General features: G+C 57.4%; 15 protein-coding genes. All 15 read right to left on the bottom strand.

Annotation, left to right across the window (positions count from 1 at the left end):
• Positions 1-26 precede the first annotated feature (26 nt).
• Positions 27-1070, bottom strand: coding sequence for a type VI secretion system baseplate subunit TssG (tssG, locus tag IM291_RS15430; protein WP_192987244.1), 1044 nt, complete (start codon positions 1068-1070; stop codon positions 27-29).
• Positions 1067-2938, bottom strand: a complete 1872-nt coding sequence (gene tssF / locus IM291_RS15435) for a type VI secretion system baseplate subunit TssF (protein ID WP_045260272.1) — start codon at positions 2936-2938, stop codon at positions 1067-1069. Before tssF ends, tssG begins: the two co-directional genes overlap by 4 nt.
• Before the next feature lie 2 nt (positions 2939-2940).
• Positions 2941-3504 carry a type VI secretion system baseplate subunit TssE gene (tssE, locus tag IM291_RS15440; protein ID WP_028013485.1) on the bottom strand — a complete coding sequence of 188 codons (564 nt, stop codon included), beginning with the start codon at positions 3502-3504 and terminating at the stop codon, positions 2941-2943.
• Entirely contained in the window at positions 3497-4309 is an 813-nt protein-coding gene (locus IM291_RS15445) for a type VI secretion system accessory protein TagJ (protein ID WP_059358135.1), read from the bottom strand. The genes tssE and IM291_RS15445 overlap by 8 nt, the downstream gene beginning before the upstream one ends.
• Before the next feature lie 9 nt (positions 4310-4318).
• On the bottom strand, positions 4319-5311 hold the full coding sequence (locus tag IM291_RS15450; protein ID WP_192987246.1) for a hypothetical protein: 993 nt from the start codon (positions 5309-5311) through the stop codon (positions 4319-4321).
• Positions 5312-5327: 16 nt separating this feature from the next.
• Positions 5328-6125: a PP2C family serine/threonine-protein phosphatase gene (locus tag IM291_RS15455; RefSeq protein ID WP_023336024.1), complete on the bottom strand. Its 798-nt coding sequence runs from the start codon at positions 6123-6125 to the stop codon at positions 5328-5330.
• On the bottom strand, positions 6122-7882 hold the full coding sequence (gene tagH, locus IM291_RS15460) for a type VI secretion system-associated FHA domain protein TagH (RefSeq protein WP_192987248.1): 1761 nt from the start codon (positions 7880-7882) through the stop codon (positions 6122-6124). Before tagH ends, IM291_RS15455 begins: the two co-directional genes overlap by 4 nt.
• A 90-nt stretch (positions 7883-7972) precedes the next feature.
• Positions 7973-8389, bottom strand: coding sequence for a hypothetical protein (locus tag IM291_RS15465; protein WP_080351050.1), 417 nt, complete (start codon positions 8387-8389; stop codon positions 7973-7975).
• On the bottom strand, positions 8383-9372 hold the full coding sequence (locus tag IM291_RS15470; protein WP_047367785.1) for a hypothetical protein: 990 nt from the start codon (positions 9370-9372) through the stop codon (positions 8383-8385). Before IM291_RS15470 ends, IM291_RS15465 begins: the two co-directional genes overlap by 7 nt.
• Positions 9373-9444: 72 nt before the next feature.
• Positions 9445-9927: a type VI secretion system tube protein Hcp gene (locus tag IM291_RS15475; protein WP_008502640.1), complete on the bottom strand. Its 483-nt coding sequence runs from the start codon at positions 9925-9927 to the stop codon at positions 9445-9447.
• 177 nt (positions 9928-10104) lie between these two features.
• Positions 10105-10527, bottom strand: coding sequence for a T6SS amidase immunity protein Tai4 family protein (locus IM291_RS15480; RefSeq protein ID WP_048998701.1), 423 nt, complete (start codon positions 10525-10527; stop codon positions 10105-10107).
• A 338-nt stretch (positions 10528-10865) separates the two neighbouring features.
• Positions 10866-12365, bottom strand: a complete 1500-nt coding sequence (gene tssC, locus IM291_RS15485) for a type VI secretion system contractile sheath large subunit (RefSeq protein WP_006810956.1) — start codon at positions 12363-12365, stop codon at positions 10866-10868.
• A 3-nt stretch (positions 12366-12368) separates the two neighbouring features.
• Entirely contained in the window at positions 12369-12893 is a 525-nt protein-coding gene (gene tssB / locus IM291_RS15490; protein ID WP_022648413.1) for a type VI secretion system contractile sheath small subunit, read from the bottom strand.
• Between the two features lie 75 nt (positions 12894-12968).
• A complete protein-coding gene (gene tssA, locus IM291_RS15495; RefSeq protein ID WP_192987250.1) occupies positions 12969-13985 on the bottom strand; it encodes a type VI secretion system protein TssA in 1017 nt (338 codons plus the stop codon).
• A gap of 11 nt (positions 13986-13996) precedes the next feature.
• On the bottom strand, positions 13997-14713 hold the full coding sequence (gene tagF, locus IM291_RS15500; RefSeq protein WP_028013492.1) for a type VI secretion system-associated protein TagF: 717 nt from the start codon (positions 14711-14713) through the stop codon (positions 13997-13999).
• Between the last annotated feature and the right edge of the window lie 7 nt (positions 14714-14720).

Below are 14720 nucleotides of genomic sequence, written 5' to 3' on the forward strand. Positions count from 1 at the left end.
CGTTGATAACAATGCGTTAGAAAAATTTATCGCTCTGCGCGATACACCAGATCGCCACGCGGGACAGGCTGCGGCTGATGCCCCAGCCAGGTGTTAAAGCCTAATCGCCCATCGCTGCCGAGCGTGGTGCCCTGCACCGCGTCTTCACGCAGGATCACCCGTGTTTCCCATTCAAACTCAATTCCCGCGTACTGGCGCACCCAGTCGCGCAGCTCGGTGACCCACGCTTCGCCCGGCAGAAAGCGGTTGTACTCCTCCGCGCTCAGCGGGCCAATCTCGATACGAAACTTATGCTGCACGTCGCGGACGGCGACGCCGAGAAAAGCGGATTCCCCCATGCGCGGCATGCGGCGTCCTGCTCCCAGCTGCGCCTGCTCGCGGGTGGAGAGCGGCATCCACTGCGGCACGTTGCTCACCAGCTTAACCGGCGCTTTAAAATAGCTGCGCAGGATCTTCTCCAGCCCTTCCGGATCCCGCCCGTGGCGGGTCAGATGCCCGGCATGGCTAAAGCGGGCATGGGCGCTCAGGCTGCCCTTGTTCATCTGACCCGGCTGTCCCATGCCGATCAGCGACGCCAGGTAGCCCTCAAAGCGCTTATTGTCGGCACGATCGAGGGAAACGGCAGGCTGCGCATCCGCCCAGGCGCGGTAAAACAGCAGCGCCAGACGATGATGGAACAGATCGGCAAACGCGCTGAGGCTGGTGTCCTGGTGATGATGAATCCGCTCGCGGGCGTACTCGGTCATATGCACCGGCAGCGGGCCGTTCGGGCCAAACAGGCCAAAGCTGAGGATCGACACCTCATGCAGCCCGCTTTCTTCACGCTGTCGCACCTGGGCCAGCGTCGACGGCGCAAAGCTCATTGAGGGCTGCTGGCCAATGCGCAGCGGCTCAAATTTCGGCAGCGGCGCGCGTCCCAGCGGGTAGCGCTCGCCGCCCTGGGCATCAATGCGCCTTAACAGCTGAAACAGATCGTAGCGCCAGGGCGTCTCGCGGACCCCGTGCCAGAACGTATCCGGCAGCTTCGTCAGGCGATGCACGCGCAGCGGTGCGGTGGCAGCGTCACTCATACCAGCGCCCTTTTACCCATGCGCGGCGCCCAGTAGCCTATCTCGCCGCGCTGCTGACTCTTCAGGGTGAACTCGGTGAAGCTGTTGATGGAGACCAGACGGGCAAAAAGGCGCTCCATCACGCTGCCGAAAAGCCACGGGCTGGCGCCGGAAAACGCCCGCTCGTCCACCGTCAGGGTGATGCCAATTCCGCGAGCGAAAACGACCGGGCCGGGTTCAGGCACGCGGCGGTGTACCGGCTCCAGCACGCAGTGGCGAACCCCCTCCACCTGACGTGCAACCGGCGTTTCGGCCAGGTTGGCGTACAGACCTAACAGCTGGCGCAGCGCCGCTGCCCCCTCTTCATTTTCGCTGTCCATCAGGCTGAGGTAGTTCATCTGCAGCTGGCTGATGAGCCGCCAGGTGCTGAACCCTTCCGCCAGCGCCGGACGCGGCGGCGTCGGGCCTTTGCGCAGGGTTAACCCCTTCACCGGCATGGAGTCGGCCATAATGAACTGCCCGAGCTCCTGCTGGAGCATCAGCGGCAGGTCGCGGCTGGTACAGAGCACCTCGGCAGAGATGTAGCGCAGGTTTTCCTGCCACGGGGCATGCTGTTCATCCACCAGCGAGACAAAGACTTCCGAGCCGATATAGCCGGTACGGGTGCCGTAGCGCAGGGCGTGCTCGGAGAGCACGCGCTGTTCCCGGCGCAGGGAAAAATAGGCCCCGTAGTTGCCCGCGTCGCCGCTCCAGGTGCTCCAGAACGGACGAAACGTCTGGTCGTCGCGCTGGCCGTCGGCGCTGCCAAAAATTTTATTTACCGCATAAATTTCGTAGTCCAGCGGACGGATGTTATCGACCACCAGATGGTATTCATGCTGGCCTTCATTCAGCTTCTGCCGGGCCGCCACTTTCGGGAACAGGTTGATGACCGGCGTGCAGTGCAGCGCCAGATGGCTGGCGTCGACCACGCGCTCCAGCTGTTCATCCGACTTATCCAGCAGAATGAAGATATCGAAGGCTTTTTCGTTTTCGCAGCGCTGGATAAGCGTGCTCAGACCGCTCAGGCTGATAAAGCGGAAGCGGGCCGGAAACGCAAAATACTCCTGCAGCAGACGGTAGCCGTCAAAGTTGCGCAGATCGTCCGGGAGGAGCGCCTGGTCCGGCGCAAAGCCCTCCTGACGCAGCGCATCCGTTGCCAGCAGCTGTCGCTGCGGCTGAGGGCTGACCGTCTGGCAGACGATCCCGGCGTGGTGCTCCATCACCAGCTCCAGCAGCTTCAGCGCCTCAATGTCCGGGCCGCTAAGGAAAAACTCCAGCCGGTCAAAATTCAGGTGCCCAAGGTTTTGCGGGCCGTCGCAGGCAATGCGGATCCGCAAGGCGCTGTTGATCCCCCGCTGGCTTAAGCCGAGCTGCGCCAGCGGCAGGTCAGCGGGCACGCCGCCGAGCTCCACTTTGTCAATTTTCAGCGGCAGCAGATTGACCTCGTGCGCGGTGGTATAGCTGCAGGTTACGCCGGTCTTTTTCAGCGCCAGGCTGTCCATCATGGTGCCGCGCGGCACAATAAAGCCGTTGCTCAGATCGCCGCGGCTGCTGTCGGGCTCAATTTCCGCAATCGCCATTGAAGGGGTGGGCGCGAGGTAGTTCGGCGCGATCATCTCCAGCAGACGCTGGGAGAAACGCGGAAACTCCGCGTCCATTTTCATCTGCACGCGGGAGGTCAGAAACGCGAAACCTTCCATCAGGCGTTCGGTGTACGGGTCCGCCACTTCGATGCCGCGCATGCCCAACCGCCCGGCGACCTTCGGATAGCGTTCGGCAAACTCGGCCCCCATTTCGCGCAGGTAGGCCAGCTCACGGTTGTAATATTCGAGCAGTTTACTTTCCATGATTACCCCGCATCTTTCAGTTCAAAATGGCCGTTTTCCAGATCGACATCGGTGCGAAACAGAAACTCCAGCGGGTACGGCACACACCATAAGCGCCCTTTAATCTCGATGGAGAGCACGTTGTGCAGATCCAGCGAGGAGGTATCCGACACGCAGCGGACCTGCAGCCCCTGCGGCAAAATGCGCGGTTCAAAATTGATGATGGCCTCGGTGAGCTTGCGCTGAATATCGTGCCATTCGATATCCGACATTCTCTTCCCGGCCAGCGGCGCGACGCCGAAGTTAACCACCGAGCGGCTCACGTGCGGTAGCGCGCTTAAATCGCCGGAGGCATCGTGGTTGATGGTGTTAAACAGCCACTGCAAATCCCGCAGCACGTTACGACGCAGCGCGGCGTGGGTGATCAGGTTGCTGTTGGCCGGCTCGCGTTTTTTTTCCGGATCGTTATCGGTGAGGCGATCGAGCAGCGAAGGCTGCATTTTGTCGCGCGCCCCCACCTTCTCCTGCCTGCTGCGGGCTTGCCAGCCGCTGCGCAGCAGATCGCCTTCGCCAGCGGGATTACTCATCGTCTCCATCCATCGCAAACGACACGAGGCTTAACGACAGCAACGGGCTTTCGCTTTGCTCGCTGAGCCAGGCTTTCTGGCCCATCCCTTCGTACAGGGTGCCGTCCTCGTCGAGCGGCTGCCACTCGGTAGTGCGGCCCAGTTTGATCGCATCCGACGCATCGGCAGCAAACGGGTAACGCGCCGGGATCTGACATACCTGCTCCGTACCGTCAGTCAGGCGCACCAGCGCGTGACGCCAGACCAGATCGGTCACGCTGGCAGGCGCCTGGAAACGGATCTCGGCGATAGCGTTAAACGGCAGCCAGAAATAGCGGCCGTTCACGATGGTTTCGCACACCGGGCCGAGACGGGCATCGCCGTCCATCAGCCAGTCAAACGGCTGAGCCTCATCGTTTTCGAGGGTGATGTGACCGGGAGTGGCCTGCGCCTGGTCAAGCGCTTCAAGGCGCAGCGACCGGGCACGCTCACCCTCCTCGCGGAGCGCCGCGGCCAGGGTGGTCAGCCACGGCCACTGAGTTTCAGGCATGGCCGGACGCGCCTGCCCCGCCATCACCTGCGCGCGCTGCAGCTCACCCTGAATGGACTGCTCCAGCAGCGTGACGGTGGGTTTCGCCTGCGGCTTCAGCGCCAGCCAGCTTTTCAGCTGGGTCAGCGCGCGCGTCCCGTTGCCGCTGAGGATTAAAAACTGCACGAACGCGGCGCGGAGGTCTGCATCTGCCGGACGGGCTTTGATCTCCGCTTCAAGACGCGCCAGCGCGTCGTTGAGCGTTTCACCCGCCAGGTGTTGATAGAGCGTATTCATAGCCATTCCTTAATTCGCCGCGCGCCAGGCGCCCACTGCCGGATCGCGCAGCTGAGGACGCAGGGTATCAATCAGAACGATATTCAGCGGGGTGCCTGGGACAACCCAGGCGCTCCAGGTTTTCTTCACCGCCGCAATACGCGCCTGCAGTTTTGCATCGTCGCTGGCGGTCTCGCGGGAAATTTCTACCGCTACCGTGCCGTTGCTCTTCCAGCTGTTCAGGGTGCTGTCGTAAGGCAGGATCATCCAGCTCTGATCGCTGTCTGGCGTGCTGAATACCATGCGCTCTTTATTGACGGAGGTGATCAGCGCGTTTTCCGGATCGGCGCTCTGATTCAGCCCCATCACCGGGAAGCCGTGAATGTACGTCACCGCCATCTCTTTCTGCCCGCCGTTGCGGGACTGAGAGATAACGGTGTGACCGCTCAGCCAACTGCCGTTACCGCAGCGGGTGGTGTCAGAATCCGGAATAAAGAGCGCCGGAGCGGACGCGCCGCCCTCCCAGAAGGTGCGCAGGTGGCAGCCGTCCTGCAGGGTAAACTCCTGCCACGGCGTGCGGTCGGCGGCAACGGTGCGGGAAGCCACGTTCTGATCGGGTGGCAGTAACGCGCCGCTGGCTGGGGTTGCGGTGACGGCAGGCGCAGCCTGCTGCTGTTTCACCACCAGCGCCCACTCCTGCGCTTTAGCTGCCGTGCCCTGCGCCAGCGTCGTCCCCTCGGGATCGTTGAGCGTCCAGCTGAGTTTATTCACTTTGCTGCACTGGTGTTCCAGCAGCGAGCCAAGACGCGGCACAAAGTTTTCCAGCACGGAGACATCTTTCTTGCCGTTCGCCACAATGCGCAGCGCCACCTCAGGCTTACACCAGCTCTGCGGGGTGTTGTCTTTGATGTTGTCGATCCAGATATCCAGCTTCTGCGCAGGAGACTGCACGATGCGGAAATTTTCAGCCTGCACGGTGGAGGTCGCCGCCAGAAGTGCCAAACCCGATAGCCAAAGTTTCATATCGTTCCTTGTGTGTCTAATCAGTTCCGCAGGGAAGAAATTGTGCTGCATCAGAGAGGGTGTGCAGCAAAGTGGTGTCCTGAGGGTTGCCCATCCATACCGCCAGGGCGGTATAGTTATCCTGCGCATTCCCCTCCTGCTCGCCATTCTTTTGAATGATTTGGTTCATTAAGGTCAGCCACTCCTGCGGCGTATTGACCATGTGCAGCGACTGCTTCATTTGCTCTTCGCTGACGCCGTGCCAGAACCCGTCGGTGCAGAGTAAAAAGGCATCGCCGTCTTCTACCTGCACCACGTCGCTGTAGCTCGCTTCCGGTCCGCCGTTTTCAATTCCCAGCGCCAGATAAAGCAGGTTGCTGTTGAGATCGTCCGTCTGATGCCCGGCATCCTTCATCTGCTGCACCAGACTGTGGTCCGTGGTGACGTGCCACAGCCACCCCCGGCGAAACAGGTACAGGCGGCTGTCGCCGGCATGCGCCCAGTACGCCAGCCCGTAATCCCGGTCAATGAAAAGGCTGACCAGCGTCGTGCCCATCCGGCGATAGTCCTGAACGGCCTGCTGTTCGCTCAGAATGGTGCGATTCGCCGTCTGCACGTAGTCGCGGATATGCTGCGCGTTGAGGTGCTTGTCGCCATCGAAGCGGGAGATAATGCTGTTACGGGCCAGTTCCGCGGCGACTTCACCACCGGGCAGACCCGCGATGCCGTCGCAGACGACAAAGCAGGCCGAGCGTTCCCCTATGGTTTCTCCCGTCTGATCCTGGTTGCTGGCGCGCGTCCCCTGGCGGGAGAGAGAAGCGGTTGCGATATTCATTTGTCTTCCGATCCGCTCTGTGAGTCTTTGTACTGATTCACCTCCATGTCATACGCATGAAGGAAGGCTTCGCCGAACAGGGTGTGGAAGTCATCCTCAATCTCGCCCGCCGTCTCGCCATAGCTACGAACAAAATAGTCCCACAGGGCGGCTTTGCGGCTGCCCGGCAGCGCCAGACGCGAGGTCATGCCGTTCTGCTTCGCCTGCTCCTCCAGCTGTTCCGGGTTAAAGGACTGCAGCATCGCGGCGATGATGGCGCGGATACCGGAGATCATCCCCAGCTGGTGCGCCTGCAGGTCGATCAGCGCGTCGCGCACCGATTTGGTCGGCGGCATAAAGCCCGGCATCGGGGTGCCGAACATCTGAATTAAGACGGTTTTCCCGGTCGGCAACAGCTTGAACGGGTTGTTGGCATCGTCCAGCACCATGGTCATATCGGCTTTTACGCCGCGTTTCAGGATGGAGCGCGACGAGAGCAGCGCCACGGTGCCCTGCGAGAACATGCCGAGAATCTGCCCCAACTGACGCATATTTTCCCGGTCAAACTGCGGAACAGGCTGCATTTCGCTCAGGCCCATACCTTCAAGCAGCGCCTGCAGCAGCTCGCCCTGCAGCACTTCACCCTTCTCGCCATTATTCGGGCTGGCGGTTGGGGATGCCGCGTTATTGACCGGGTCGATGCGCAGGCGCCCCTTCGGTGCCTGAGCGCTGCTGCGCGCAACGGCCTGCGGCGTAGGCATGGTGAAGCCTGCGTAATCCGGCCGCGCCGGCTCTTCTTCACGCGGCGTTTCCTGCGGCTCTGGGGCGAACAGCGGAGAATCGGCAAGCACGTCCTCTTCCTGCTCCGGTTCAGGCGTTGGTGCTGGCTTTTCGTCTGCAATATCATCCGGGTGGGTTAACGGTGCTCCGCCCATCAGCCCGAGCGGGTCATCATTGCGCGCGGCTGGCGCGCTGGCCTTTCCACCGAACAGCGCCAGCGGGTCAAGCTCGTCCGCCGCGTCTTCTTTAGGGGCGGGTTGCCCCTCAACCGGCGGCACCAGCGTGGAAGGCGTCACATCGTCAAAAATGCTCTCTTTTTTGAACAGCGCTTCGTCGCTGAACAGCGTGTCCGGGTCGACGTTCTTGCGCTCAAGCGTTGGATCGCTGTCGTTGAACATCGCCAACGGATCTTCGGCATTACGCTCCGGCGCGGCGGGCTGGGAGAAGGGATCCTGTGAGGCCGCAGGCTGCGGTTTTGCGCGGTTGCTGGAGATGCTGTCTGAGATGGAGAACTCCTGCATCAGGCTGTCCCAGATTTCGGAAGGCACGGCGGTCGGTTCCGCCTTCCCGCGTGGCGCGGGGTTAGCAGGCTTCGCTTGCGCTGCGGGCGCAGCGGGTGCGGCTATCGGACGCGCCTGCTGCTGCATGCTGGCCGCCATACGGCTCACCGGCTGTGTGTCGTGGATCAGTTCGGTCACTTCGATACGGTAGTCATCAATACCGAGAATGTCGCCATCCTGCAGTTCAACCTGACGTCCGCGCTCCAGCGGAATATCGTTTAATACCACGCGGGTGACGCTGCCACGGTTGGTGACGCGGCATTCGCCCTGAGCGTCAACGTGGACAATGGCCTGCAGACGCGAGATGGTGCGGTCATTGTCCGGTAATACCAGATTGTTATCCGTACCGCGCCCAATGGTGCCGCCCGGGGCGTAAAAATCACAGCTGCTTTGCGGCGGCTGATGACCGGGTTTCGTAGAAATAATCGTGAATCGCATGGCGTATTCCTGCTGGTATGATTAGCGCTCAAACGCTGCCGCTCTCGGGAATGAGAACGGCGGGGTTTGGGGGTTAAGAACTGATTAGAGCTATTTGACTAAATTCAGGAAAATAATGCCGATAAGCAGCCATAGTGTAAAAAAAAAGGCCTGAATTTTATAGCATCGATGCAGTTTTAATATCCAGCCAATTCTCTCTTCCGGTAAAGCCTGAACGAATTTATAGGCATCATCCTGAACATCTCTGTCTTTGGTAAACTTCATCTTCACGCCTTTGCGAAGACGAACAAACCAGATTATTTTTTGATAATTCGCCAGCGAACCAAAAAATGATGCGGAATTTGTCACCAGATCGAGATCGTAGCCTTTTTGCCTATATTCTGAAAGAAGTAGATTATATTCAGTTTCGTGTCTTTTAAAATAACGAGAACTAACGAGATCCATGATTACGACAATTAAGAATAAAACTACGATCAGAAATAAAAGAATATTTTCTACATTCACCATAGTTTATCCATTACATATTCCGTTGCTCCACCGGCTACTTCGCCACCAACGTATCCACCCGCAGCGGCGCCTACCACGGAACATGCGAGCAACCCTACACCACCTGTTGCCACTCCCAATGCAACACATACGCCAGCGCCAGCCATGGCTCCATATTTTCCGCCATAAATTCCGCCCGCAAGACTTGCACCGAATTGACTGTACTTCTTAACGGCGACTTTGGAGCAATTCTGCTCTCTACCTACTGTACAGGCATCATAAACTTCATTGGTTGTGTTTGCACCAGCGAAGCCGATAGCAAGCCATCCTCCCATTTTCAGGTAACGGGCAGCTTTTGATGCATTGTCTACATATGTTGAATACCCTCGTATCGAGGCAACACCTGCGGTACTCCATTCGTGGACAATTGACCTGCTTGATAAACCTAAAGCGTGCTTGATTTCTTCATAAGGTTTCAGTTTTAGCGTTAGTCTGGAAAGCTTATTTAATAAAACGTCCAGCTCAGAAAAAAGTTTTTGTCTCTCAACAAAAAACTGCTGCCCGATCAATGTCCCTTGCGTTCTGTATTGATTTTGATAAGCCAACTCAATAGCTTTTAATTTCTTTTCTATTTCGCTAAAGTACCTTTCACCCGCATCAGCAACCACCCCGAGGGATTTATCCATAAAATTTGTTAATGCGGCGATGGTATTAAAATGTTTGTTAAAGAAATTGGCCTCATCTGTATTTAGCTCTGACAAGGCTCCATTAACCTTTTGCTTTGCATTTTGTAATTGTTTTAGCTGAACAGTATTCTCAGCACCGGGGGTATTAAGAATTAATATTTGCCCTGGCTTCAACCATGCTGTATCCCTGTTGATTTGCATAAAGTAACGCGCCGCTTCACTATCAGGTTTACTGAACAGAAGTCTGGCCTGGAAATCTAATGTCCCCGCCTGCTGCACAACGCAATAACCCGGGGGAATCATTGATTTTACGCTCATAATTCATTCTCTAAAAAATAAATTAAGCTTTCCGAATAATGACCGGGGATATCTCCCCGGCCACATGCGCAATTACGCTTCTTTGTTTTCTTTGATATTCCAGCCAGCGCTGCTTTCAGCACCTTTACCACCCGACGTGGTCTGCTCCCAGTACTGCTGTTTCACTTTCGCAGCCTGGAATGCATAGGTCACGCCAACGGTATCGCCGTTGTCTGCACCGGTGTACTGAACGGAAGTCACCAGCACATCTTCCAGCGTAATGCGGGAGTATTCCACCTGCTGACCGCCCGCTTTACAGACGGACAGCTCAACCTTAGTCAGGTGTTTACCGCTGGCGCAGTGTTTCAGGATAGCGGTGGTGGATTTGTCGATCAGCGCGTTAACGTGCAGGTCGTTAAAGTTAACTTTACCGGCACCGCCGCCACCGCCAACGCTCATATTACCTGGCTGGGAAGCGCCCCAGGAGAAGGAGGTAATATCAGTCCAGCCGGTGTGGTTAGAATCTTTAGATTCGCCCGTAACACCCTCGACCTTCAGAAACATATCAATAGCCATAATATCTACTCTTCGTGGATGAACAATATTGCTTTCGAAAAAGCACTTATATGGCAAACAGGAAAGCATGGGGCTGAATAAAACCGTCCATATTTTACCTCTGCCTCATATCAAACGACCCATGTCATTTGACAGTCTTACATTCCCCCTGAATGAAAGGAAAGAATGTGAAGTCTTTTACTCTTGTGGATTATCCTGTAACCAGGTGCGGTCAGGATTTCCGATGATTAACTGAGGTGCAAGTTCGTTAAGTTCGTCGCTGTGATAAAGTCGTAAACAGTTTAAGGTTACGCCTTTGACATCGGGTTTTCGCTCTGAATGAAATCCGTTAATTTGATTTATATATTTCCCAATGAGGACATTCACTTTATCCGTGCCATTTTCGGCATCAAAAGGAATCCATTCAATGAATGCACTCGCACTGCGAGCCGCATCAGCAGAAAACTTACTGCCTTTATCTGCCACCTGCGCAAGGCAGCGCGCCAGAACTAAATCTTTTAAAACCTGCCGGTATGTTTGCTTATGATAAAAATCAGGATAGCTATTTCCGGCATTTACATAAGAAGTCATAAACACGAGGAGATAACCCAAATATTTCATCTGATATCCTTTTCTATATACTCAGTAACACACTGACCAGCATGAGGAACTAACATTTCTCTTTCCGCTTCTCTGCAACAACGTATATACCTATCGCTAATGCATTAAGTCCAGTACATAAGGATCCATGCATTACGATTTGCCGGACATCGTCCGGCCAGTTAAATATAAAGAAATAGTAGCCAGATACTGTCACAAATAGCACGAATGAAATAATGAGCAATGTATAACTGATTAAATAGCTGATGAATTTTCTTGTTATCGTTTTTAAAGGTAAATTCATTAGCTATCTCGAATTAACAGTAAAGCTGCCGGCCCCTGCGGGCCGGCAATCGTCATCACGCGTCTTTCGTCTTCAGCGACGGCAGTTTAGAAACCAGACGCAGAGAAACGGTCAGACCTTCCAGCTGGTAGTGTGGACGCAGGAAGAACTTCGCGGCGTAGTAGCCCGGGTTGTCTTCAATCTCCTGCACCTGAACTTCCGCAGCCGCCAGCGGTTTGCGGGACTTGGTCTCCTGGGAGGAGTTAGCCGGGTCACCGTCGACGTAGTTCATCACCCAGTCGTTCAGCCAGCGCTCCATCTCTTCGCGCTCGCGGAAGGAGCCGATTTTGTCGCGCACGATGCACTTCAGGTAGTGGGCAAAGCGGCAGCAGGCGAACAGGTACGGCAGGCGTGATGCCAGGCGCGCGTTGGCGGTCGCATCCGGATCGTGGTACTCCGCCGGTTTTTGCAGGGACTGCGCGCCGATGAAGGCGGCAAAGTCGGAGTTTTTGCGGTGTACCAGCGGCATAAAGCCGTTTTTTGCCAGCTCGGCTTCGCGACGATCGCTGATGGCGATCTCGGTCGGGCACTTCATGTCCACGCCGCCGTCATCGCTCGGGAAGGTATGGCACGGCAGGTTTTCCACCGCCCCGCCGGACTCCACGCCGCGAATCGAGGTGCACCAGCCGTACTCTTTGAAGGAACGGTTGATGTTGGCGGCCATCGCATAGGCCGCGTTCGCCCACGAGTAGCTGTTGTGGTTTGCGCCGTCGGTCTGCTCTTCAAAGTCAAAGCTGTCCACCGGGTTAGTGCGAATGCCGTACGGCAGGCGCGACAGGAAGCGCGGCATCACCAGCCCCAGATAGCGGGCGTCTTCGGATTCACGCAGTGAACGCCAGGCGGCGTATTCGGTGTTCTGGAAGATCTTGGTCAGATCGCGCGGGTTAGCCAGCTCCTGCCAGGACTCCATCTGCATCACGCCCGGCGCGGTACCGGTAATGAACGGACAGTGCGCCGCAGAGCCGATGCGCGCCATTTCCCCGAGCAGCTCAACGTCCTGCGGGCTGTGGTCGAAGTAATAGTCGCCGACGATGCAGCCAAACGGCTCGCCGCCGAACTGACCGTACTCCTGCTCGTAGATTTTCTTGAAGATCGGGCTCTGGTCCCAGCCCACGCCCTTGTAGCGCTTCAGGGTGCGGCCCAGCTCCTGCTTGGAGATGCTCATAAAGCGGATCTTCAGCATCTCGTCAGTTTCGGTATTGTTGACCAGGTAGCTCAGGCCGCGCCAGGCGCTCTCCAGCTTCTGAAACTCTTCGTGGTGAATGATCTGGTTCACCTGCTGGGAGAGCTGCTCGTCGATACCGGCAATCAGGTTCTGAATGGTGCGGTAGGTGTCGTTCGAGAAGGTGACGGTATTTTCCAGCGCCTGCTGCGCCAGAGTCTTGACCGCACTCTCCACGGCAGAACGCGCCTGATCGGTTTTCGGGCGGAACTCTTTGTTCAGCAGCGCGCTGAACTCATCCTGGCTGAACGCCTGACCCGCCTGCTGATCGTGTTGTTGAGTCTGGTTGCTCATCGATTATTCCTCGCTACCTTTCGCGCTTTCGTCATTTTTTGGCATCTGGCTCAGGGATTTGAGCAGCGTCGGATCCTGAAGGATTTTTGCGATCAGCTCTTCCGCACCGTTTTTGCCGTCCATGTAGGTCAGCAGGTTAGAGAGCTGCGTGCGCGCCTCCAGCAGCTTGTTCAGCGGCTCGACTTTGCGGGCCACCGCGTCCGGCAGGAAGTCGTCCATGCTGTCGAAGGTCAGATCGACGTTGAGCTTACCTTCGCCGGTCAGGGTGTTATCAACCTGGAACGCCACGCGCGGCTTCAGTGCCTTCATGCGTTCATCGAAGTTATCGATGTCGATTTCCAGGAATTTACGCTCGTCGACGGCTGGCAGGTTTTCCACCGGCTTGCCAACCAGATCGGCCATAACGCCCATCACAAACGGCAGCTGAATTTTGCGTTCTGCACCGTAGATCTCTACGTCGTATTCGATCTGCACGCGGGGAGCACGGTTGCGTGCGATGAATTTCTGTCCACTGTTACTCATTGCCATGATGTTCTCCATCAAAGATGCGCGGTGAAGGTGAAACGGCAGACTCCATGCCTGTCGTCATAATGCCAGGACGCGTCATTCGCGGCGTCCAAAGATGTTTTCCAGTTGGTTAACGCCGTCTGGCGCCAGGTCGCGAATAATGTCCATAAAGTTAAGTTCTGACAGCCGCTGCACCCGTTCAATCATCAGCGGCGCGGGGTGGCTTGGTTCGTACTGCGCAAAGTACTGCTTCGCTTTTTCCAGCATTAGCTGCGCGTCGGCGCGGCTGGTAACCTGCACGCTGCGCCAATCGGTGATCGGCTGAACGGGCTGCGCTGCCGCAGGCTGCGGCTCAGCGTGCTGTTCAGCATGCGCTTCACGGTTCGGCAGCAGCTTGCTGATGTCGGTCACCTGACACGCGCTGGCGACCAGCCCCACTGTTTTCAGCAACTGTTCCATTTCCGGTACGCCGCTTTCACCGAGATGCCCGGTGAGCAGCTCGCGGATGGCCAGCAGCCGTTCGTTAATCACAATGACCGCTGTGGTCCCCGGCTGGTCGCCGCGCGCCAGTTCGTCAATCAGCCTCGGGCGACCGCCGGGATAGTCCGGACACTCGGTTTTACTGCCGTCCAGCAGCGCCTGGGCGTCACGCAGCGAAATTTCATCGCCGTTTGAACGCAGCAGCGAGGCGTTACGTACCGCGACGGTAAGCTCGGATTTATCGCTCAGCCCTGCCAGAGCGTTAATGCGATAGAACGGGTCGGTTTCGCCATACTCTTCCAGCAGCGGATAGAGCGGCTCCCAGTAGCGCGCGATAGCCTCCTGCACCAGCAACAGCCCGTCCGCGTAGCCCACAAGACCGCGACGGCGGGTCCAGGCGTGGGTTAACGCCAGCATCACGCGAAGATCTTTGGTGCGGCTCAGCAGGCTGGTAGCAAATTTTTCTACCGTGTTCCAGTCCGCAGGCTCTGCCGGGATGATGGTGTCGCCAAACTGCTGTTCCGCTTTGCCCTGACTGGCCTGGTTCATCGCCTGGAAGTCAGCGTCATATTCCAGATTGTCGCCACAGGGCTTATCGGGACTTATTGGCGCGAGAAATTCTTCGATATTCATGAGATCCCTGCTTATTCAAACATAGGCGGATAGAGACCGTGACGCCCCGGGCGGGCGCCCCCTGCCGGGTCGAACAGCAGGGTAAAAAGCTGGCCGGTGAAGTTGCCGCTGTGAACGTGGGTGTACAGCGGGTAACCGTCGCAGCGGTTGGTCCACCAGTAGCTGGTCTGACGCAGCGGGTCAAAGCACTCTGCCGCCTGCGGCCAGCCCAGCGTGCTTTGGCCGTCCTCGTCGTAACCAATGACGTCGAGGATGTCAGAGCGCTTCTGCGGCTCGACGGGCTGCGGCGCCGGAATGGACATCAGCATCTCATCCAGCTGCGAGGCGGAAAAGCTGTTACGCACCGCGTGCAGCCCCAGACGACCAATTTGCTGATACCAGCTCTCCGCCTGGCTGAGCAGGCTGGTCGACCACTCTGACGGGGCGAAGCTCAGCTGAATGCAGACCGGGTACTGTCGGCCAACGCTGTCGCGGCCGGGCAGCAGGCAGCCCATCTGGATCATCTGGCTGCCCAGCATCGGCGGGACGACGAAATTCCAGACCGGAGCTTTGGTGAACTGGCGCTCGCCGCTGCGCTGCTCTTCCTGCTGCCAGGCCAGCAGGCCAACCTGAAACCAGTGCGACCACTGGCGCTGTAAGGTGTCAGGAAAGCGACGCTGCAGGAAATCTCCGGCGCTGGGTAATTTGCCATACCAGCTGTAGCGGTTCATCGCAGGGGTATTCGTCATACGGCTG

It is taken from the genome of Enterobacter cloacae complex sp. P27C (genome assembly GCF_014895705.1).
Classification (GTDB): domain Bacteria; phylum Pseudomonadota; class Gammaproteobacteria; order Enterobacterales; family Enterobacteriaceae; genus Enterobacter; species Enterobacter bugandensis.